Source organism: Bacillus cereus group sp. BceL291 (assembly GCF_051776705.1).
GTDB lineage: Bacteria > Bacillota > Bacilli > Bacillales > Bacillaceae_G > Bacillus_A > Bacillus_A cereus.
In genome coordinates, this window is sequence record NZ_JBPWAP010000005.1 from 52,002 (window position 1) to 73,541 (window position 21,540).

Sequence of the window (21,540 nt, forward strand, 5' to 3'; positions counted from 1 at the left end):
TGAGTCTCTTTTAATTTGAAAAGAAATGAGGTGGCAACGTGAGCTCTTTTACATTTAACAATATACGCAAGGATTTTATTCAAATCGAAAAAGGGTGGAAAAAACCAGCGTGGGCGCCGTTAAAACGGAACTTTTTAAGCGTTCCAGGTTATCCAGGTGCAAGATTATTAACGACAGAAACTGAAATGCGAGTTTTACCTGTTCCAGTCGGAATTATTGTTTCTGATGGATCAGACTTAGAAACAGTAAAAGAAGAAATAGCAGAGTGGTTAATTACAGAAAGACCTGTTGAATTAGTCTTTGATGTAACACCTGATAGGACATACCTAGCGGTTATTGATGAAGATTTTGATCCAGAGGATTTTGTTACGTTAGGTAAAGGTATTTTGAACTTTGTTTGCCCAATGCCTTATAAGTTAGGAAATGAGAAAACGGTTGATTTTGAAAATGACGGCCAGGGGTTAATTGCCAATGTCCAAAACAAAGGCTCTGTGCATTCCAATCCGATTATTGAAATTGATATTAAAAAGCCACATACTTTTTTAGATGTATGGTTTGAAGATAAATATGCAAAGGAACCAGATTATTTTCGTATTGGAATGCCATTAAAAATGGAGCAATTGCCTGTAGAAAGAAATCAACGTCTTATATGGGATGATATGTCCACAACTGTAGGGTGGAGTAAGGTTAGTTCTATGGAAGATGGTAATCCAGTTGGTGAAATGAAAACAGATAGTTACCAATTCTATTGTTCTGACTATGGCTCGGGTAATGGATGGCATGGGGCAGCTGTTAAGAAGAGTATTCCTGGTGGGCCAGTACAAGATTTTATTATGCAAGCCCACGTTACATGTAAAAGTAAAACGATCAATGAAATGGGACGAGTTGAGATAGCGATACTCGATGAAAACAGCAAAGTTCTTTCAAAAATTGCCATGAATGACCTCTATTGGCAAGCGGAACAAAATTTTGGAACGATGGTAATTGGATATGATAATAAGCCTGAAAAAACAGGTTTAATTTATGAGAGTGGTGATTATCCCAATACGTGGAATCAGTATTATGGTAGGTTGTGGATTGCTAGAACGGGTAATGATTGGGAAGCGTATATTTCAAAGTTTCTTCCTGGAACAGAAAAAGATGATGCAGAGCGCTTTGCAAGATGGACTGATAAAGACAATAAACATATGGAAAAAGCAGCTCAAATACAGATTAGTATCATGCGGTGGCAAGATGTTCCTCCAGTAGAAGCGATGACCGTTTCTGATTTGAAATTTTGGAAAGTGAATTTAAATAATCAAAGTACACCGCCATATATAGTCGATGTTGGTGACAAAGTCGTGATTGATACAGAAAGCAGTCATGTCAGTATTGAAGGGAAAAACGCTATTAACATAAAAGATATTTTTAGTAATTTTCCTGTTATCAATAAAGATACGAATAAACTTGAAATTATACCTTCCGATATAGGAACAGCAAAGGTTACATATAGGGAGCGATTTAGATGAGAACACCAAGTGGAATATTACATGTTGTTGATTCACAAACAGATCAAATTATCGGAGCGATTCAATCAAAGGATTATTGGAATGACAATAGGCATTGGGAGATTAAAAATAATGTTGATAAGCTAGATTTCACGGTTTTTGATGGTACAAAAGAAGCCGCAGCGCTTACGCAACAAAATTTGGTCTTAAAAGAGGTAAGGGGTGGACGAATTGTTCCATACACAATTACTGAAACAGAAAAAGATTCTAATAATAGATCCCTTACAACTTACGCGTCTGGTGAATGGATTTTACTTGGTAAAGCGAATTATATTGATCCGCAAAAGTTTGAAGCAAAAACAGTAGCGGAGTATGTAGATATAGCTCTTAAGGGAACGAAATGGAAAAAAGGAAATATTTCTTATGAAAGTTTCCGTTCTATGACCGTTGATAAATTTATAGATCCATTAAGTTTTTTGAAAAAGATTGCTTCTCTATTTGAACTAGAAATTCAATATCGAACTGAGGTTGTAGGGAATCATATCGAACGGTATGTTGATATGGTGAAAAAACGCGGGCAGGATACAGGGAAAACAATTGAATTAGGGAAAGATTTAATTGGAATTAAGCGAATTGAGAACTCGCAAAATATCTGTACAGCTTTAATTGGTTTTGTGAAAGGTGAAGGCGATAACATTATTACGATAGAAAAAATTAATAATGGTCTTCCGTATATTACTAATATTGATGCTTTTCAACGATGGAATGAAAAAGGTAAACATAAATTCGGTTTTTATAGTCCGGAAACTGACAATGAAAACATGTCTCCTGAACGTCTGAAAACTTTAATGGAAATTGAAATGAAGAAATGTGTAAATGCGTCTGTTTCTTATGAGGTAAAAGCGGCATCCATAGGACGTGTATTTGGATTAGCGCATGAATTGATTAATGAGGGGGACACAATTCGAATTAAAGATACAGGTTTTACACCAAAACTTTATTTAGAAGCAAGAGCAATAGCTGGAGACGAATCTTTTACTGATCCTACACAAGATAAATATGTATTTGGAGATTATCGAGAAATTGTAGATCCTAACGAAGAATTACGAAAGATTTATAATCAAATTCTTAGTTCGTTAGGTAGTAAACAAGAAATGCTAGATCAGCTAAACAAACTGGTAAAACAGAATGAAAAAACAATTGAAACCATACGAAAAGAATCTCAAGCAGCTAAAGAGTTGGCAGAAAAAGTTCAAGAAAATCTAAAAAATAATACGGTAAATATTATTGAAGCTAAAAATGCACCAACTGATAACCTTATAGTAGGCAAGACCTTATGGCGAGATATTAGTAACGGTAAACCTGGTATTTTAAAAGTGTGGAATGGTAAAGGGTGGGAGCTTCTTATTCCTGATGTGGAATCAATTAAAAAAGATACACTGGAGCAGGTAAGTAAGGATATTAAACTCACAAAAGAAGAGTTAAATAAGAAAGTGGAAGAAGCGCAAGAAGAAGCCACTGGACAATTTAATACAGTAACAGAGGGGCTTTCAAAAGTTACAAGAACTATTTCTGATGTACAAAGAGATCAAGGTGAAATTGATAAAAAAGTAACCAAGGTTGAACAGGATTCTGAGAAATTTAAATTGTCTATTGAAACATTAACGAAAAATAGTACTGATACTACAAGTAAAATCAATACATTAGAAAGTGATGTGGACGGAAATAAGAAAGTTATTTCAGCAGTTAAAGAAAGTGTAGCAAACTTTAATGACGATGTAAGAAACTTGGTAGTCGGTTCTAAATCTTTTGATGGAGCTTTGACCATTGCACAAGCAGACAATCGTTGGTGGCTTAAATCAGCAGATAAAGTTAAAATTTCGAAGGATGTTTTTCAAGGTAATGCAGTCGTAGAAACTCAAACATCATGGACTGCTTTAGCTTATAACTTCAAGGATTTAGTAGATCGAAAAGTTGTAAAAGTAGGAGACAAAGTAACCTATTCAATTTTTACTCGTGTAAAAGGTTTACCGAATGGCCAAGATTTACAACACACTTTCTATTTTGCACCAGGTGCTACTGGAATTCATCCAAATAAATCTACTAATCAATGGCAAAGAGTAAGCGTTTCGTTCACAGTGACAGCAAGTATGATGTCATCACCGGGAACGGATAACGAGAGTCATTTTCGTGTAGAGCCCGATGCAAACCCTCCTGCTGGTTGTTGGTATCAGCAAAGCTCACCGCAATTGATTATAGGTAGCAAAGAATATTCTTGGCGGCCAGCTCCTGAAGATCTTGCAGATGGGAATGTTTTAACCAAGGTAACAACAGAGATCAAAGAAGTAGCAGGGAAGATTAGTGAAAAGTTAACAAAAGTAGAAACAAAGGTTAATAACGATAAATCTGGAGGACGTAATCTGTTATTAGATTCAAATGCTAAATACGAAAAAATAGATTATCTAATTAATCCATATTCTCTAACTGAAAATTTTGTTGCAGGTGAGGAATATACTTTTGTAATTAAAGGAAGTGTCCCGCAGGGCCAACAATTTGGAATTTGGCAGAATGGTGGTACAAATCATGTTGGATATGCAACAAGTGCCTATGCTAACGGAATAACTTATGTAACTTTTAAAGCTGTTGCAACTACAAGTGGGAATGAACGGAGATTAAACTTATATAATTATCCAAATAATGCTACAAAGGCAACTGTAGAATGGGTGGCTTTATATAAAGGGAATAAGCCACAGGATTGGACACCAGCTCCAGAAAATCAAGTAACAAATGATGAATTCACTAAGAAAACAACAGAGATTGAAAAAAGTGTGGATGGTATTAAAGAAAGTATTAAAACGGTAGAAAAAACACAAACCTCTTTTGATGAACGTGTTAACACTGTAGAAAAGAATGCAGAAGGAACAACTGCAAGTGTTAAGAAATTACAGGAAACACAAACTGCGCAAGGGAAGACGATTAGTGAGGCTACTACAACAATAGGGCAACATTCTGAAGCATTAAAGTTAACAATGAAAAAGAAAGATGTTGAGGATTATGTTGGTGGGTTGGGTTCTATAAATGATCTACGGAACGCTTCATTCGCTCAAGGCTTCAAATACTGGACACAAAATGGTAATAGTGCTGTTATTGATTCTTCTGTAACATACAGAGGCTATACAACAGCTAAATTATATGCGACTGGATTGAATGAAGATAAATGGTATAGCCTTCATCAAACGATAGACGTAACTGCTGGTGAAGACATTGTAGCTTCAGGTTACTTTATGTCCAATAACATAGGACAAGGTTTCGTGTTAGAAATTGAGTATCTAAATGCCCAAGGTAGCCGAGTTTCACAATCATCAATTGGTATCGATGTAACTGCAAATTCTAATTGGATTAGAGCTGTTATTGCCGGAACAGTTCCAGTTGGAGCTGTTAAAGCGCGTTATAAACCATGGGTGAGAAGAAATGGGACCTTATGGATTGCGTTACCTATGTTACAGCGTGGTAAAGTAGCTACAGAATTTTGGCTACATCCGAAAGATCAAACGGATATTGATAAAATGATAGATGATATTGCTAATAAAGTAGCTACCGAAAAATACAATCAGAAAGTTACAGAGTTAGAAAGAAGTATTAGTGCTACTGAAAAAGGCGTTTCAATCATCTCTGGAAAACAAGAAACGTTTATAAATGAGACTTATAATGCCTATGTAAAGAAAACGGAATCTAAGTTAGAAGTGTTAGATGAAGGGATTTTAGCGCAGATTTTAAAGGACGGTATTGTCACTGCCATCAATATGTCCCCTGGGAAAATTACAATCAATGCTGCAAAACTAGATATTAATGCAGATACAATGGTCAAATGGCTAACAGCAAAAGGCATTGATACGAATCTTATTAGAATTAGTGGAGATAAAATTACGATTGATGGTGAAGAAGGCGTAATAGTTAACATGTTAGATTTTCTATTCAAAGACGAATGGGGAACAAAAACAACTGCGGTATCAAGACGAAACCTAATAGCAGATCCAGACTTTTCTAGTGTTACAAAGAAAAACATTGGACATTCAGATTATTATGGGTTTGAAGGTGGATACGGTCTTACCTGGAAGTCGTGGGGCAATGTAGTAATAGAAAAGAATACACATATATTCGATTACGAGCAAATGGTGAATGCTGCAAGGGTAGATATGTATAACTATCCAGAAACAATCGTGAATAATGGGATACACCCTGGTAACGAATATACAGTTTCTGCTCACTTTAGAACGTCTATGATAAATGGTGTACGTAAAACAGGGAAACCACGTTTACAAGTATGCTGCGTTAAATTCCGAGACAATGTAAGTTACGATATATGGAATGAACAAAAGATGGACTTTCCTGAGCCGTCTACATTCTACGGAGAAATCAGAAGATATTCTTTTACTTTCAAAGTTCCAACAAACTATATTCCGCAACAACACGCATTGATTATTAAAGTTTGTTCTGGAAATGCTGACATGAGACAAGGGACAGCGATTTGTGTAAGTGGTGTAACGCTATACAGTGGCAAATATGCATCTATGTATAATTGGGATCGTGCTGCAGCAGAAAGAGCAGATGGCATTCAGCCGTTTAACGCACTTGCTGTAGGTGGTGTAAATAATAATATATCTCCAGCACCAGACGGACAAACGTTTGATATAAGTACTGAAAAAGAAGTGAAAATCTTTAGGAATATACGAGCAATGCAGGGAATTAATTTAGGTGGCGGTGGATTTCAACAATGGGGTCATATTCGTTTTACAGACGGTAATATGGGATCGGGTTTTTATGCGAGTACTCCAAGTGGTTGGAAATTTAATGCACTTGGATAGAAAGGAGAAGTAAGAATGAATGAGAATCAAATGATGCCACTTCAAGCAGGTGAAAGCTTTCCTTTTATGGGGAGGCTGGTGGATGCAGAGCGCACAGAGACAGGGATTTTTGTTCAAATACCTGCTGATATGTTAAATAATGCAGGTCTTCTAAATGGTGTTAGCAGGGTTGAAGTATGGAGAGAGATGGATGGGACAGTAAAGTTTCGAATTGCTACGCTGTGTGAAATATGTAAACGCGGAGCGCGTCTGTACACACTGGATATGGGATTTGCGAAAAAGAATATTTGTTTAGAGTGTTATGCATCACTTACAGGGAATTACCCATCTCAAGAACCGCCAACATCAACTAATGAAAATAACACACAAACAGAGCAGGAGCAGCAATAGCTGGTCTTTTTTTTATTGCTAAAAAAGGAGATGAAAAGATGGATCGTATTGATGTATTGTTAAAAGCTTTTATTGCCACTTTCGGTGGCTTCTGTGGTTACTTTTTAGGAGGGTGGGATACAACATTGAAAGTTCTAGTAATCATGGCAGCAATCGACTATATAACGGGAGTAATTGCAGCAGGATATAACGGAGAGTTAAAAAGTAAAGTTGGTTTCAAAGGCATCGCCAAAAAGGTGGTGCTTTTTCTTTTAGTTGCAGCAGCTACTCAAGCAGATGCAATTGTGGGTTCGAATAGTGCTCTTCGTGAAGCAACAATCTTTTTCTTTATCGGAAATGAGTTGCTTTCACTTTTAGAAAATGCAGGGCGTATGGGAATACCTTTGCCTTCAGCTTTAACAAATGCAGTCGAAATTTTAGGTGGTAAACAAAAACAAGAAGAGAAAAAGGGAGATGTTCTATAATGGAAATTAGAAAAAAATTAGTTGACCCAAGTAAATATTGTATAAAGTGTCCTTATACAATGAATCCGGAATTCATTACAGTTCACAATACTTACAACGATGCTACAGCAGAAAACGAAGTAGCTTATATGATTCGTAATGATAATCAGGTTTCATTTCATATTGCAGTAGATGATAAAGAAGCAGTACAAGGAATCCCTTTAGAGCGTAACGCCTGGCATACTGGCGACGGTAATGGGAATGGTAATCGTAAATCTATCGGAGTTGAAATTTGCTACTCTTTAAGCGGTGGAGATAGATACTATAAAGCGGAAGACAATGCAGCTATCGTTGTAGCTCAACTAATGAAACAGTACGATATTCCAATTAATAAAGTCCGTACACATCAATCATGGAGTGGGAAGTACTGTCCTCATCGTATGTTGGCAGAAGGACGTTGGGATAGCTTTATTGAGAGAGTCCAAAATGCATACAATGGAGGTAATAAAGTAACTCCTACGCTTATTCCACCGTCAACTAACGGGACAGGTATTGCGTATATTGAGGGGAATGGCATTAACCTGCGTAAAGGTCCAGGTACTGGATACGGGGTTATTCGTCAATTAAGTAAAGGTGAGTCCTACGAAGTATGGGGACAATCAAATGGATGGCTAAACCTTGGTGGCGATCAGTGGATTTATAATGATTCATCATACATTCGTTTTACTGGAGAAAGCACACCAACAAGTTCGCAATCCGTCAATAAAGGCGTAGAAATAGTTACTATTACAGCAGATGTATTGCGTGTTCGTAGAGGTCCAGGAACTAATTATGGCATTGTAAAAAATGTGTACCAAGGAGAACAGTATCAGTCGTGGGGATATAGAGATGGTTGGTATAATGTGGGTGGAGACCAATGGGTTTCAGGTGAATATGTGAAGTTTGAAGATTAAAGTAAGAGCCGTCATAATGACGGCTTTTTTTATTTTATAGCAATTATTTAACTACTAACTATTGATTTGAATAAACAGCTATGGTATAATTATATATGTAAGGGAGGTGAGAAACATGGATTGGGACTTAACAGAAAAGGTTCTTAAAAATCTAGCTTACATAGTAGGCATGGTGGTAGGAATGATAACAGCAAAGAAAAACTTAAACGATATGAAAGATAGAAAGGAGAAGAAAAAGGAAGAAGAAATAGAAAAACGCCTAGCCCGCAAGACTAGACGCAAATAATACAACGGGGGAAGAAATTCCCCCAACCTTAAAAAATATTATAACATGATTACAAAATTAAACAAAATCCAATCCATGTAAAAATGAAGTTAGATCGAAATACTTTGGTATTAGCATTATTTTTAGTATTAGTGGTTACAGTAACAAACTATAAGAAGCCTGAAGTAAGTGACTACTTAGGAATTGCTTCCACAATAATTTTAGCTATAGCGCTTGTTATTAATTTAATTTCTCTATGGAAAAAAGGCAGGGAAGAAAAATGAGTATGGACTATAAAATAAGTCGTGAAGAAATAGAAAAGTTAGTTAATCAAGTAGTTTTAACAGCAAATGAAACCGTAAATTTATTAGGTGTCACAACCCAAAGATTACATGTACTTGTAAAACAAGGGCGAATTGTTCCTATTAAAGTAGTTGATAGGGTTTCGTTGTACTTTCGTGAAGATGTGGAAAAACTGGCTGAAGAATTAGGGCAATTAAGAGAAAAATATCGACCATATGAATAATTTGAAAGCCAACTCTCTTATGAGTCGGCTTTTTGTTGTTATGTAGCTAGAATTTACTTTTAGATAATGCTTTTAATATAGGATTAATGATTTTACTAAGTAAACGAAAAGCATTGAAGATTGAACGAGTAATTGTCATAAATTTAGAGTTCTTTTTCATTTAATATGTACCGCCCTTAAAATTCAATTATAGATCAGAAATTTTTCTAACTTCTTTTTCCTTCGCTTTAAATTCCTTTTTATATTGCTTGTAATCTTGTTTACTAACTCTAAATTTTTCACCAGTAGCCACATTTTTCACTAAATATGTTTTAGTTATTGAGAAATAATAGATTAAAAATAATATACAAGATATCGAGAAAGTCGGAATACCTAAGATAAACGCTATAATAAATAACACTATATCCAATCCTGTAAACATTCGTTGCAAGACAATTCTCTTTCCAGCAGCGGCTTCCGATTGCTGTAATTGTTGCATGCGTTGTAGTGATGCAATAGTATCATAACTCATGAAAAAACCTCCTTGAAAAATAATACCTAAATCATACCAATTTCATGCAACAACTGTAAATATTACATTCCCATAAATTCCTTATCGAAATAGAACTTGTCCATTAATTTATTTACAATTCCGTTGAAATAAGCGAATGTACCTTTCTTCATTTTTACTCCAGATTTAATTTTCATAACAAACTCTTTAATAGCTTTTAAGCCAATAGTAAGTTCCTGGTCTTTAGTAAATGCTTTATCACCTGTAGAGAAGTTTGTAACTTTATTACACTGTCTTACGACCTTCCACAGTTCTTGAATTGTTTTAGATTCACTGTAAAAAGAGCTAACTAAAGAAATAAAACGTTCTGGTACCCAGTGAGCAACAAAGTCAGCTTGTTCAATATTCTCTTTTGGAGTATTGCTATTCTCATTACTATTACGTTTGTTTATATCTTTTATATTTTGTTTTAATGAAACAGGTTTTGTTTTAATGGTAGGACACTTTGTAGGACTTTTTGCATCTGCCTTGTTGGACACTTCTTCCACAATTGGTTGAATGATAATAGCATTAGAAGTTTGAAGCATGTCCTTTTTACGCTTCATTGCTATTTGTTTAATCATCTCTAAATCCACAAGCTTCTTCATTAAACGTTGTACAGTTTTATATGAAACTTCCATCTTTTCGGCTATTCTATTTTTGCATAGGAAACTAACGCCTACATATTTGCAGCTGTGGCGTTTTAAAATTTCAAGTAATGTAATAAGTTTAGATTGTACATCCGTACGCTTAATAGACATACGGATATCATCTCTGTATGTACGTATAGTTTTGTTTAGTTCTTCCACATCGTTGAATGATGATAAGTTGTGGAAGGATTCTTTAGTTGCGATAACATCGATACGTTTTCTTTCCATATTATACGTCTCCTTTGTGGAAACAAAAAAGCAACGTCACCAATTTGGTAAACGTTGCTGAATAAACCCTGCATGATGTAAAATAATTCATGAGAGTATAGCAAGTGTTTACCTGGCGTAATCAGGTGGACGGTATATAGAGTGTTGGTAGCACTTTATATACAGGCTGTGCTCTTTTGTTTTGTCTCGAATTCTTTCGGTATTCAAGACTGGCCACTTGCGGGGCTGGGAAAACAGAGATGTTGTTTTACGGAATTAACGAAGCGCTTCAAAAAGGAGAAAGAGTTTGTATCGCAACGCCGAGAACGGATGTTGTTCTGGAATTAGCACCGAGATTGCAAGAAGTATTTCCATATGTAAAGGTAGCGGCTTTATATGGAGGGAGTGTGGATAAAGAAAAAGATGCAGTACTAGTCGTTGCGACTACGCATCAATTATTACGTTATTATAGGGCGTTTCATGTCATGGTTGTAGATGAGATAGATGCGTTTCCATATTGTGCAGATCAAATGTTACAGTACGCGGTAAAACAAGCGATGAAAGAAAAAGCGGCGCGTATTTATTTAACTGCGACTCCAGATGAAACGTGGAAGCGAAAACTTAAACAAGGTAAACAAAAAGGTGTTATTGTTTCTGGACGATATCATCGTCATCCTTTGCCAGTTCCTTTATTTTGTTGGTGCGGGAATTGGAAAAAAAAACCTCATTCATAAAAGAATTCCTCGAGTTTTACTACAGTGGTTACAAACATACTTAAATAAAAAATTCCCTATTTTTTTATTCGTCCCCCATGTGCGATATATAGAAGAAATAAGCTTGTTGTTAAAACCATTAAACAATCGAATTGAAGGTGTACATGCAGAAGATCCAGGGAGAAAAGAAAAAGTAGCGGCTTTCAGAAAGGGAGAAATCCCATTATTAGTTACAACGACAATTTTAGAGCGAGGCGTAACGGTGAAAAATTTGCAAGTCGCAGTTTTAGGGGCGGAAGAAGAAATATTTTCAGAAAGTGCGCTCGTACAAATTGCGGGCCGAGCAGGGCGGAGCTTTGAAGCACCGTATGGAGAGGTCATTTATTTTCACTATGGCAAGACAGAGGCGATGGTGCGCGCGAAAAAACATATTCAAGGTATGAATAAAAATGCGAAAGAACAAGGATTGATCGATTAATGCATTGTTTACTTTGTGATGAGTGTTTTGTAGAAAAGATTAGTTGGTACACTTTTTTTGTAAAGTGTCATAGAAAATATATATGTGATAGATGTGAGCAGAAACTTTCCTATATTATAGGAGAAATTTGCATGGAGTGCGGGCGACCTTTAGAATTTGTTCCTGCCTCATTTCAAGAAGACGGTATTTGTATAGATTGTATAAGGTGGACGAAAGAGGAGAAGTATCGTTCTTTTAAAAACCGTTCGTTATATATGTATGATGATGAGATGAAAGAAATAGTAGCACAGTTTAAGTTTCGGGGGGATGCGGAGTTAGTGCACATTTTTTATCGTCCTTTTCGAAGTTTATTTCAAAAGTATTTTGCCAATGTTTCAACCGTTATCGCTGTTCCGCTTAGTAAGGAAAGGGAAATTGAACGTGGTTTTAATCAAGCTGAGTTATTAGCAACTTGTTTGCCTGTCAAAATTTCTTATCCATCATTAAGAAGAAGGGAAACAGAAAAGCAAAGTAAGAAGACACGTAAAGAAAGGGTGTCAGGAAGCAATCCTTTTTATTTTCAGGGAGAAGAGATGTTTTCTGAGCAACATATTTTACTCGTTGATGACGTGTATACGACAGGGATTACAGTTAGGCAAATCGGAAGTTTGTTATATGAAAGAGGGGCAAGAGAAGTATCTAGTTTGACACTTTGTAGAAGTTAATATGGCAGTGTCGAAAGGGATAATAAAAAGGCGATAAGTCTTCTTTGACTTCATATGTTGTCATTCGTTATAGTCAAAATATGGGGCGAATGCCCTGATTTTTAGAGTGAAGGGAATGGAATGAACATGCAAGGAAGAGTGAAATGGTTCAATGCAGAAAAGGGATTTGGGTTTATTGAGCGTGAAGATGGTGACGATGTATTTGTCCATTTTTCTGCTATTCAACAAGATGGATATAAGTCATTAGAAGAAGGGCAACAAGTAGAGTTTGACATTGTAGATGGAGCACGTGGACCACAAGCAGCTAATGTTGTGAAACTGTAGGGTATATTGTTTTTGGAAGAGAAAGCTGCGTTTGTGGCAACGTTATATATATGTAGTAGAACCTCTTGTTTTTCGCAAGGGGTTTTTGTTATAGGATAAGTTGTCAAAAAGTTGTTTCTTTTCTGTAACGAATTGTCCACAGTTATATTCGTTATTCACGATGTTAATAGGATAAAATAAAGATAGAAACGATGCATCTTTTCATTTCAACAAAAAACGATAAAAAAATCGCAATTCCACTAATTTTTTTAAAAAAGTTAGAAGGAGTTTTTAAGCCAATGTCGAAATTATAATACATAGGCTTGAAAGGAGGAATTCATCTATGAAATTCAACATTCGTGGTGAAAATATTGAAGTAACTCCAGCATTAAAGGAATATGTAGAGAAAAAACTAAGTAAGTTAGAGCGTTATTTTGATACATTCCCAGAGATTAAAGTTAATTTAAAAGTATACTCTGACAAGCAACGTGTCGAGGTAACAATACCATTTACTGATTTATTACTTCGTGCAGAAGAAACTAATAGCGATATGTACGCTGCTATCGATTTAGTAGTTGATAAAATTGAGCGACAAATTCGTAAACATAAAACAAAAGTAAATCGTAAGTTACGTGAGAAAGGTTCTATGAAAACGAACTTTATCCTTCCAGAAGCAGTAGCTGTTTTGGATGAGGTAGAAGAAGATGAATTAGAACTTGTACGTACAAAACGATTCGATTTAAAACCGATGGACGTTGAAGAGGCAATCCTACAAATGGATATGCTAGGACATAATTTCTTCGTCTTCACAAATGCTGATACAAACGAAACTAATGTTGTATATGGCCGTAAAGATGGGAAATACGGTTTAATCGAAACTAAATAATAATTCGAAAGCGCAGCCGAAATGGCTGCGCTTTTTTTGTATTTTTCGCAGCAAGGTTAAAAAAGTTTTATAAGTAGCCGATTTCATTAAGAAATGATTTTTAGGCGGTATTTCCTCAAAACAGCAGGAGAAAATTCGAAATTTAGAGAGGTGAGTTACTCTTTATTATTTGGAACAAGCATAGGAATATAGCTACCTTTACAAGTAATTCTTTGCTAGGGATATAGTATTGTTTTTAAAAATTTAACGAAATGTTCGCAAGTGTAAAAGTAATATTAAATATTCTGAAATCCATTGAAGGTGTGTTGAGGTGTTGTTACCATAATATTGTATTATATTGATTTTGTTCCTTCAGTGGAAAAATACAATCAATATAATGCTACAAATTATCGGAGGTGCTTTTAGTGGGCATTAAGAAAAAAAGTCGTTTTATGTTTGGATCTGTTTTATCGTTAGGTATTTTAGCTAGTACTTTCGCTTTAACCGAACCGGCTAAGGCTAGTACAAGGGATGACCATGTGAATTTTACCTTTAGACTTTGGAGTCCATATGATTATACTAATGCACGTCCTAAAGAGACGCCTACCTCTATGTATATGCGTGTGAAGAGCAGTGAGAAGGGCGGAGGTTCTTTCAATGTTTGGACAGAAGCAGATAAAAATAAAAATGCAGAAGATAGAAAATGGGTAAATGTTTCAGGTAAGCATGAAGGAACAGTGATACCAGGTAGAACATATCTTTTTAAAAATTAAGCATATGAAAACCATGGGAAAAATGTGCCTGTGAGATTTGGTGGTTATTCTAGAGAAAATAATGCTTATCCTACTGCTTGGAGTCCTGATAGTGTAAGACCTAGTGGACCTTACATTGAATATTGATTTAGAAATTATAAATTGAAATTATTTATTTTATAGTGCTAGAAAAAGTCGTATAGTTTCAAATCCGGATTATACGACTTTTCCTGCTATTTCATTTTTAAAATAGGAGGAGCTGTAATGAGGTTTATTTCAAAATATATTTTAGTTTGTTTTTTTATATTGAGTATTAGTTTCTTAGTTTCTTGTCAAAAGAAAGTAGATGAACCTATTGTACATATTGAAGATACTTTAACGGAAAAAGATAATTTGAAAAGTATTGAATTAAAAGGAATTAACAAAAATACTATTTTTGAACAAGTGTTTTTGGAAAGTGAAAATGGTGATGATTTCTTTCAAGGACAAATAGAAAAAAATGATAGTTTAATAGAGGATAAGCTTTCAAATAAAAAATTGAAATTAGGAGTTATACCAGAAAATTATTATGTTTTTTTGACGGGTGTTACGAATAAGAAAAAACCAACGTATCTCTTGGGACGGATTGAACAAACTGATGGAGAAGTAATTCAGTGGAAACAAGAAGTTAAGAGTGTAAAAAGAAAAGGCGCAAATGATGTTTATCAGTATGAAGTTGAGTTTCCTAAATTTGAAGGAGAGAGAGCAAATGTTTCTTTTCGTTACATTTGGTTAAATAAAGAAAAGAAATGTTATGGTGTTGCGGATCAATTGTTCATATTAAAAAAGATTTAAATTTAATGGTTTATGGAGGAGCTATAGATGAGTTACTTTTTAGGAAGGATTTTAAAAGGTAGGATGTTTTGGTTGTCTTTATTTATTATGTTAGTAATTGTTATTGCTCAATATATTGCTATGTTTGTGACAACTAAAGGATTTAACGATGCTGGGATTATAAAGGTATCCCCATATTTATCTAATATTTTATATTTTAATAGATTATCGTTTTATAGTGAGTTTTATTTACTTATATTTCCTATGCTTTCCGCAATGGCTGTAGCAGGGATTTATAGAATTGATAAAAATTATGGATTTATTTATCCTGTTATTTCTAAGATGGGAACATGTTATTATTTTAAGCTGCTTTATTTTATTAATTTTATTGTATCTTTTTTTATTATAAGTGTCCCTTTACTATTTAATTTTTATTTATATGTGATGAATTATCCAACAGTTGCTCCGCATCCAATATTAAATTATATGGCTTCTACTGTTTCGCCAACAGCTCAATTTCATATAGTTTATTATAAGTACCCTACTTTATATTTTCTAATGTATGTATTTTTAAATGGTTTATACGGTGCGGTTTTTTCGAGTTTAGCTTTATCAGTTTCGTTTTTTATAAAACGAGTTTATTTTATTTATTTAGTTCCATTTATTTTACATATTTTTTGGCTTGGTATTGGAAAAGGGATTCTCAATCCTAAAGATTATTTAATTAAAGATTTTGGCTTTTTTGAATTACAAATTTTTCTTAGTGTACTGTTATGTATTTGGTTTTGTTCTGTAGTTCTTTATTTACGGGGGAGTAGGAAGCATGTTCTTTTATAATGTTATGAAAGAAACTATAAGGATGAAATATGTTTGGTTAAGTATTCTTTTTGTACTTAATGTTAGTATCATTGGTTGCTTGTTCAATTATTTTGAACCCGGAATTGTAAAAGAGAAAATGAACGAATTGGAAGCTTTGTATAAGGTTATGTCGTTGTATAATTTGTCGACTATATTTATTCCTTTAACAATTGTTTTTTCTGTATATTCTATGTCGAACTTTTTTAGTATTTATGTTGTTTACAGAGTGAATAATGCATTGAAATTAGTTTCTATATATTATTTAAAATTATTCGTTTTTGTTTACTTTTTTGCTGGGAGTATGATTTTACAGTTGTTTTTGATGTCAACTATGATGGCTGTAACTAGTGTTGATGTAAATTATCCATTATTATTTTGCATTCAATTATTTGCGAGTGTTTTTATATGTATGATAAGTGCTTTATTGCAATTATTTTTACCTAGTTTACTTGTAATAATATGTATGATTACTGCTGTTTTATTAGATAGATTTATATTACATGGATTTTTATTTACAAATGTTTTTTATATAAATGTCTTTGAAGATGCTACTGGTTTATTTATACGCTTATTTGGCTGTTTTTTTATCTTTTTTATAAGTGTATGGATTTTATCTAAAAAAAGTTATATTTCTATGAATGATGAGACAGAGGTGGTCTAGTTTACATTATGATCTTATATTATTTGTTAAAAAGAGATTTATATGTAAGGTTTCGAGATTCCATCAAGATAATGGCTTTTTTATTCTTAATTTACGCTATTATTGCAATTGCTTTTTTATACAATCAGCCTCTTAGTAATGGTAAAGAATCTGTATTAGTAGATGTTACCTTTTATCGATTTTTTCATGGAGTAGACTTTGTGGATTTATCTTATTTTTATAAGGAGGGGCGATTTTCTATCCCTTTTTATTGGATATTCTTTCAAATCACTCCTTTGTTGCTTGTAGGGAATTTTGCTTTTTCAGATATTCAACAGAATGGTCTTTATTTATTTCCTCGTGTTAAGAAGAAGCATTTTCTATGGTTAACGAAAATACTATCTTTGTTTTTTTATATAATTATTATTTGGATTGTTATGTATTTTATTTGGTTTAGCGCTTACTATTTGCTTTCTTTAGGCGAGTATAATTTTTTGAATTTATATAGTCAATTTCCTTATAAGATATTAGGTACTATGCTAATTCAAATAATTATAAGCTTTTTATTAGCTTTGATTTTTGAGTTTTTAACTTTTTATATACCAATAATTATTGTTTTTGTACTAATGTTGTTGTACCTATTTTTGTCTATTTTCTTTCATAGTATTTATTTTTTAGGATCTTTTGTTATGCCAAATCGTTGGTATTTTGTTGATCACAGTTCAATTCAATTGACTTTAGGTAATAATCAATCTATTCAATATAATGATTTACTTCTAATAGGAGTAGTAATTGTTGTTGTAATGATTTTATTAGGCAGTTTTTGTTTTAAAAAACTAGATGTGATAGGTGAATAATTTATGGACAATTATATTAAATGTGAATGTATGACGAAAAGATTAAAAGGAAATATTGTGTTAGATAATATTAGTTTGTCAGTAAAAAAAGGCGAATTTTTAGTTTTGAAGGGGCATAATGGCTCTGGTAAAACGATGATTTTACGCGCTATATCAGGGTTAATGCGTTTGAGTTCTGGAGTTGTTTATGTAGATAATGAAATGATTGGAAAACAAAAGCAATTCCCTGATTCTATGGGGATATTGATTGAATATCCGAGTTTTATTCCAGGGTATACTGGTTTTCAGAACTTGAAATTTTTATCATCGATTAACAATAAAATCTCCGATGAGGAGATTTATAATATTATTCAAAGGGTTGGACTTGATAAAACAGATAAGAGAAAGTATAAAAGATACTCTTTAGGTATGAAACAACGTTTAGGGATAGCGCAAGCTTTAATGGAACAACCAAAATTACTGTTATTAGACGAGCCAACTAATGCTTTAGATAGTGATGGGATAAAAGATGTTTTAGATATTTTGAAAGTAGAAAAAGCCAAGGGAACGACTATTGTTGTAGCCAGTCATGATGTGCATGTTCTAGATAATGAAATGGTAGATCGTATTGTACATGTTAATAATGGAAAGTTGGTAGATTAAGAGTGACGAGAAAACATATCTTAATAAGTATTGGATTGTGTCTGTTGCTATGTATATTTGCTAGTTTATTTAGATTTAAAACATTAAATCTAAATAATGAATCTTATAAAGTGGTAAAAGATGAGTTTTTATCTAATAGAACTTTTGAAGATGAGCGAGGAATTACGTTTCATGCACTTGATCCTCTTGATCCTACAAAAGTTTATGATCCCTATGAAGACCGTGAAGTAGTGACGTATGTGTTACCTTTAGATATTACAAATACAACAAATCGAGATATTAACTTGCTTAGTAATAAGTCTATTTCCGATACAATGTTTTATTCTAAAATAGGTGAGTTTTATAATTTAATCCCTTATTCAATGGAATTACCTAAAAAATATCAGTTTGATCCTGTAATACCTGCTGGTAAAACAGTACGAGGGTATATAGGGACAAATTATTTTATAGGAGATGACCCTTATAAAAATTATAAAAACTTTTCAAATGAATCAACTAAAGTGAAATTCATTTCTTGTATAAAGGATAAGAAAGGGAAATATCATGAATTAGAAATACCGATAAATTAATAAAATTTATGATTGATACAGCTATATTTTAATGGTGTTTGTAGATCTTGCAACATAACAATATCTTTTAAAGTCGGAGTTTTTTTGTAGGTGTAAGTATCTATGGATGCTGCACCTGCAAAGTTTCCGGCTTTTTGTAATTGTCGATTTAGATTTTATTAAGGAATTTCTGGTAGTCATATTCTTTAAAAGGAAACTTGAAAGAATATGACTTAGATTTAATACGAAATTTGTAACGTGAAATTGAAATAGCGAGACAGAGAAAAGGAACGTAACAAATGAAATAAAAACTTTTTCTGAATATAAGGCCCGACATCTTGCCGATTGTTGTCATAGTTATGAGACAAGTGTTACAATTATCATTAGGTATATACATTTTAGTTTTTTTAATTAGGAGAAAAATTGGCATAACATACATTTGATTTTTATAACGACTGATTGTAATAGAGAAAAAGAAAACAATCGGAAGTTTTATTTTAATAAAAAGAGGAGCGTATTTCCTATGATCGGTATTTTAAAAAAGGTGTTTGATGTAAATCAACGCCAAATTAAACGTATGCAAAAGACAGTTGAGCAAATTGATGCATTAGAGTCATCTATTAAGCCACTAACTGATGAACAATTAAAAGGAAAGACGCTTGAATTTAAAGAACGTCTAACAAAAGGTGAAACAGTAGATGATCTACTACCTGAAGCTTTTGCAGTTGTTCGCGAAGCGGCAACTCGTGTTCTTGGAATGCGTCCATATGGCGTACAGTTAATGGGTGGTATTGCCTTACATGAAGGGAATATTTCTGAGATGAAAACGGGTGAAGGTAAAACGTTAACATCTACATTACCTGTATATTTAAATGCTTTAACAGGAAAAGGTGTTCATGTTGTTACAGTCAATGAATATTTAGCACAACGTGATGCGAGCGAAATGGGACAACTTCATGAGTTCCTTGGCTTAACGGTAGGAATTAACTTAAATAGTATGTCACGCGAAGAGAAACAAGAGGCTTATGCTGCTGATATTACGTATAGCACAAATAATGAGCTTGGATTCGATTACTTACGTGATAACATGGTTTTATATAAAGAGCAGTGCGTTCAACGTCCACTTCACTTTGCTATTATCGATGAAGTCGATTCTATTTTAGTCGATGAAGCACGTACGCCGCTTATTATTTCAGGACAAGCTCAAAAATCAACAGAGCTATACATGTTTGCAAATGCATTTGTTCGTACGTTAGAAAATGAAAAAGATTATTCATTTGATGTGAAAACGAAAAATGTAATGCTAACAGAAGATGGTATTACGAAAGCAGAGAAAGCTTTCCATATTGAAAACTTATTCGATTTAAAACATGTAGCACTTCTTCACCATATTAATCAGGGACTTCGTGCACACGTTGTTATGCACCGTGATACAGATTATGTTGTACAAGAAGGCGAAATCGTAATTGTAGACCAATTCACTGGTCGTCTTATGAAAGGTCGTCGTTATAGCGAAGGATTACACCAAGCGATTGAAGCAAAAGAAGGTGTAGAAATTCAAAATGAAAGCATGACGCTTGCAACAATTACATTCCAGAACTACTTCCGTATGTATGAAAAATTATCTGGTATGACTGGTACAGCGAAAACAGAGGAAGAGGAATTCCGTAACATTTACAATATGAACGTTATTGTAATTCCGACAAACAAACCGATTATTCGTGATGATCGTGCCGATTTAATCTTTAAATCAATGGAAGGTAAGTTCAATGCTGTTGTTGAGGATATTGTAAATCGTCATAAACAAGGGCAACCTGTTCTTGTAGGTACAGTTGCAATTGAAACGTCAGAGCTTATTTCAAAAATGTTAACGCGTAAAGGTGTACGTCATAACATCTTAAATGCGAAAAACCATGCTCGTGAAGCAGATATCATTGCAGAGGCTGGTATGAAAGGTGCTGTAACAATCGCGACGAACATGGCAGGTCGTGGTACAGATATTAAGCTTGGAGACGATGTGAAAAACGTTGGTTTAGCAGTTATCGGTACAGAGCGTCACGAAAGTCGTCGTATTGATAATCAGTTACGTGGTCGTGCTGGTCGTCAAGGGGACCCTGGTGTTACGCAGTTCTACTTATCGATGGAAGATGAATTAATGCGCCGATTTGGTTCAGATAATATGAAAGCAATGATGGACCGCCTTGGTATGGATGATTCTCAGCCGATTGAAAGTAAAATGGTTTCTCGTGCGGTAGAATCTGCACAAAAACGTGTTGAAGGAAATAACTATGATGCACGTAAGCAGTTACTGCAATATGATGATGTACTTCGTCAACAACGTGAAGTTATTTACAAACAGCGTCAAGAGGTAATGGAGTCTGACAACTTACGCGGCATTATTGAAGGTATGATGAAATCTACAGTAGAACGTGCTGTTGCCCTTCATACACAAGAGGAAATTGAAGAAGATTGGAACATTAAAGGTCTTGTTGACTACTTAAATACAAACCTTCTTCAAGACGGAGATGTAAAAGAAGAAGAATTACGTCGCCTTGCTCCTGAGGAAATGAGCGAACCGATTATCGCGAAATTAATAGAGCGATACAATGAAAAAGAAAAGCTTATGCCAGAAGAGCAAATGCGTGAGTTTGAGAAGGTTGTTGTATTCCGCGTTGTAGATACGAAATGGACAGAGCATATTGATGCGATGGATCACCTTCGTGAAGGTATTCATTTACGTGCTTACGGTCAAATCGATCCACTTCGTGAGTACCAAATGGAAGGGTTCGCGATGTTCGAGTCAATGGTTGCTTCTATTGAAGAGGAAATTTCTCGTTACATTATGAAAGCTGAAATTGAACAAAACTTAGAACGTCAAGAAGTTGTTCAAGGTGAAGCTGTTCATCCTTCTAGCGATGGCGAAGAAGCAAAGAAAAAGCCAGTTGTAAAAGGTGACCAAGTGGGCCGCAACGATTTATGTAAATGTGGTAGTGGTAAAAAATATAAAAACTGCTGTGGTATCGTTCAGTAATATAGGACGGTAGCTTTGGCT

Annotated in this window: 19 protein-coding genes and 3 pseudogenes; 19 read left to right on the plus strand and 3 right to left on the minus strand. The window is 34.2% G+C overall.

What is annotated here, in order from left to right:
- Positions 1 to 38: 38 nt before the first annotated feature.
- The 7 genes from ACS2CR_RS06060 (at position 39) to ACS2CR_RS06090 (ending at position 8,929) form a co-directional block, all read left to right on the plus strand.
- Positions 39 to 1,508: a distal tail protein Dit gene (locus ACS2CR_RS06060; protein ID WP_325839021.1), complete on the plus strand. Its 1,470-nt coding sequence runs from the start codon at positions 39 to 41 to the stop codon at positions 1,506 to 1,508.
- Complete coding sequence (locus ACS2CR_RS06065) at positions 1,505 to 6,352, plus strand: phage tail spike protein (RefSeq protein WP_153602762.1); 4,848 nt, start codon at positions 1,505 to 1,507, stop codon at positions 6,350 to 6,352. Before ACS2CR_RS06060 ends, ACS2CR_RS06065 begins: the two co-directional genes overlap by 4 nt.
- A 15-nt stretch (positions 6,353 to 6,367) precedes the next feature.
- Positions 6,368 to 6,742 (plus strand): hypothetical protein, encoded by a 375-nt coding sequence (locus tag ACS2CR_RS06070; protein ID WP_016084518.1) that lies wholly within the window; start codon positions 6,368 to 6,370, stop codon positions 6,740 to 6,742.
- Between the two features lie 38 nt (positions 6,743 to 6,780).
- Positions 6,781 to 7,206, plus strand: a complete 426-nt coding sequence (locus tag ACS2CR_RS06075) for a phage holin family protein (RefSeq protein WP_016084519.1) — start codon at positions 6,781 to 6,783, stop codon at positions 7,204 to 7,206.
- A complete protein-coding gene (locus ACS2CR_RS06080) occupies positions 7,206 to 8,138 on the plus strand; it encodes an N-acetylmuramoyl-L-alanine amidase (RefSeq protein ID WP_309567775.1) in 933 nt (310 codons plus the stop codon). The genes ACS2CR_RS06075 and ACS2CR_RS06080 overlap by 1 nt, the downstream gene beginning before the upstream one ends.
- Positions 8,139 to 8,253: 115 nt before the next feature.
- Complete coding sequence (locus ACS2CR_RS06085) at positions 8,254 to 8,424, plus strand: hypothetical protein (protein ID WP_309567774.1); 171 nt, start codon at positions 8,254 to 8,256, stop codon at positions 8,422 to 8,424.
- Positions 8,425 to 8,689: 265 nt separating this feature from the next.
- Positions 8,690 to 8,929, plus strand: a complete 240-nt coding sequence (locus ACS2CR_RS06090) for a helix-turn-helix domain-containing protein (RefSeq protein ID WP_033690498.1) — start codon at positions 8,690 to 8,692, stop codon at positions 8,927 to 8,929.
- 187 nt (positions 8,930 to 9,116) lie between these two features.
- On the opposite strand, the gene ACS2CR_RS06095 is transcribed toward ACS2CR_RS06090, so the two are convergent.
- Together ACS2CR_RS06095 and ACS2CR_RS06100 are read right to left on the minus strand one after the other, a co-directional pair.
- Positions 9,117 to 9,440, minus strand: coding sequence for a hypothetical protein (locus tag ACS2CR_RS06095; RefSeq protein ID WP_000119478.1), 324 nt, complete (start codon positions 9,438 to 9,440; stop codon positions 9,117 to 9,119).
- A gap of 62 nt (positions 9,441 to 9,502) precedes the next feature.
- On the minus strand, positions 9,503 to 10,336 hold the full coding sequence (locus ACS2CR_RS06100) for a helix-turn-helix domain-containing protein (RefSeq protein WP_153602623.1): 834 nt from the start codon (positions 10,334 to 10,336) through the stop codon (positions 9,503 to 9,505).
- A 212-nt stretch (positions 10,337 to 10,548) separates the two neighbouring features.
- On the opposite strand from ACS2CR_RS06100, the pseudogene comFA reads away from it, so the two are divergent.
- The 11 genes and pseudogenes from comFA to ACS2CR_RS06155 all read left to right on the plus strand — a co-directional run.
- Positions 10,549 to 11,506: pseudogene (comFA, locus tag ACS2CR_RS06105) on the plus strand (ATP-dependent helicase ComFA); the annotation flags it as partial.
- Positions 11,506 to 12,210 (plus strand): ComF family protein, encoded by a 705-nt coding sequence (locus ACS2CR_RS06110; RefSeq protein ID WP_033668092.1) that lies wholly within the window; start codon positions 11,506 to 11,508, stop codon positions 12,208 to 12,210. The pseudogene comFA and the gene ACS2CR_RS06110, both read left to right, overlap by 1 nt.
- 126 nt (positions 12,211 to 12,336) lie before the next feature.
- Positions 12,337 to 12,534 carry a cold shock protein CspC gene (cspC, locus tag ACS2CR_RS06115; RefSeq protein ID WP_001990088.1) on the plus strand — a complete coding sequence of 66 codons (198 nt, stop codon included), beginning with the start codon at positions 12,337 to 12,339 and terminating at the stop codon, positions 12,532 to 12,534.
- 322 nt (positions 12,535 to 12,856) lie between these two features.
- Positions 12,857 to 13,399, plus strand: a complete 543-nt coding sequence (gene hpf, locus ACS2CR_RS06120) for a ribosome hibernation-promoting factor, HPF/YfiA family (RefSeq protein ID WP_000671186.1) — start codon at positions 12,857 to 12,859, stop codon at positions 13,397 to 13,399.
- Positions 13,400 to 13,803: 404 nt separating this feature from the next.
- Positions 13,804 to 14,277 (plus strand): annotated as a pseudogene (locus tag ACS2CR_RS06125) (hypothetical protein).
- Between the two features lie 117 nt (positions 14,278 to 14,394).
- On the plus strand, positions 14,395 to 14,964 hold the full coding sequence (locus tag ACS2CR_RS06130) for a hypothetical protein (protein WP_001211057.1): 570 nt from the start codon (positions 14,395 to 14,397) through the stop codon (positions 14,962 to 14,964).
- A 27-nt stretch (positions 14,965 to 14,991) separates the two neighbouring features.
- Positions 14,992 to 15,780, plus strand: a complete 789-nt coding sequence (locus ACS2CR_RS06135; RefSeq protein WP_053514255.1) for a hypothetical protein — start codon at positions 14,992 to 14,994, stop codon at positions 15,778 to 15,780.
- Complete coding sequence (locus ACS2CR_RS06140; protein WP_053514256.1) at positions 15,767 to 16,462, plus strand: hypothetical protein; 696 nt, start codon at positions 15,767 to 15,769, stop codon at positions 16,460 to 16,462. The genes ACS2CR_RS06135 and ACS2CR_RS06140 overlap by 14 nt, the downstream gene beginning before the upstream one ends.
- A gap of 71 nt (positions 16,463 to 16,533) precedes the next feature.
- Positions 16,534 to 17,298: a hypothetical protein gene (locus ACS2CR_RS06145; protein WP_053514264.1), complete on the plus strand. Its 765-nt coding sequence runs from the start codon at positions 16,534 to 16,536 to the stop codon at positions 17,296 to 17,298.
- 3 nt (positions 17,299 to 17,301) lie between these two features.
- Positions 17,302 to 17,940 carry an ATP-binding cassette domain-containing protein gene (locus ACS2CR_RS06150; RefSeq protein ID WP_053514257.1) on the plus strand — a complete coding sequence of 213 codons (639 nt, stop codon included), beginning with the start codon at positions 17,302 to 17,304 and terminating at the stop codon, positions 17,938 to 17,940.
- Between the two features lie 41 nt (positions 17,941 to 17,981).
- Positions 17,982 to 18,509 carry a hypothetical protein gene (locus ACS2CR_RS06155; protein ID WP_053514265.1) on the plus strand — a complete coding sequence of 176 codons (528 nt, stop codon included), beginning with the start codon at positions 17,982 to 17,984 and terminating at the stop codon, positions 18,507 to 18,509.
- Here ACS2CR_RS06155 and ACS2CR_RS06160 read toward each other — a convergent pair.
- A pseudogene (locus ACS2CR_RS06160) lies at positions 18,506 to 18,655 on the minus strand (tyrosine-type recombinase/integrase); the annotation flags it as partial. The gene ACS2CR_RS06155 and the pseudogene ACS2CR_RS06160 sit on opposite strands and share 4 nt — an antisense overlap.
- Before the next feature lie 356 nt (positions 18,656 to 19,011).
- On the opposite strand from ACS2CR_RS06160, the gene secA reads away from it, so the two are divergent.
- Positions 19,012 to 21,519: a preprotein translocase subunit SecA gene (secA, locus tag ACS2CR_RS06165; RefSeq protein ID WP_000579388.1), complete on the plus strand. Its 2,508-nt coding sequence runs from the start codon at positions 19,012 to 19,014 to the stop codon at positions 21,517 to 21,519.
- The last annotated feature ends 21 nt before the right edge of the window (positions 21,520 to 21,540 follow it).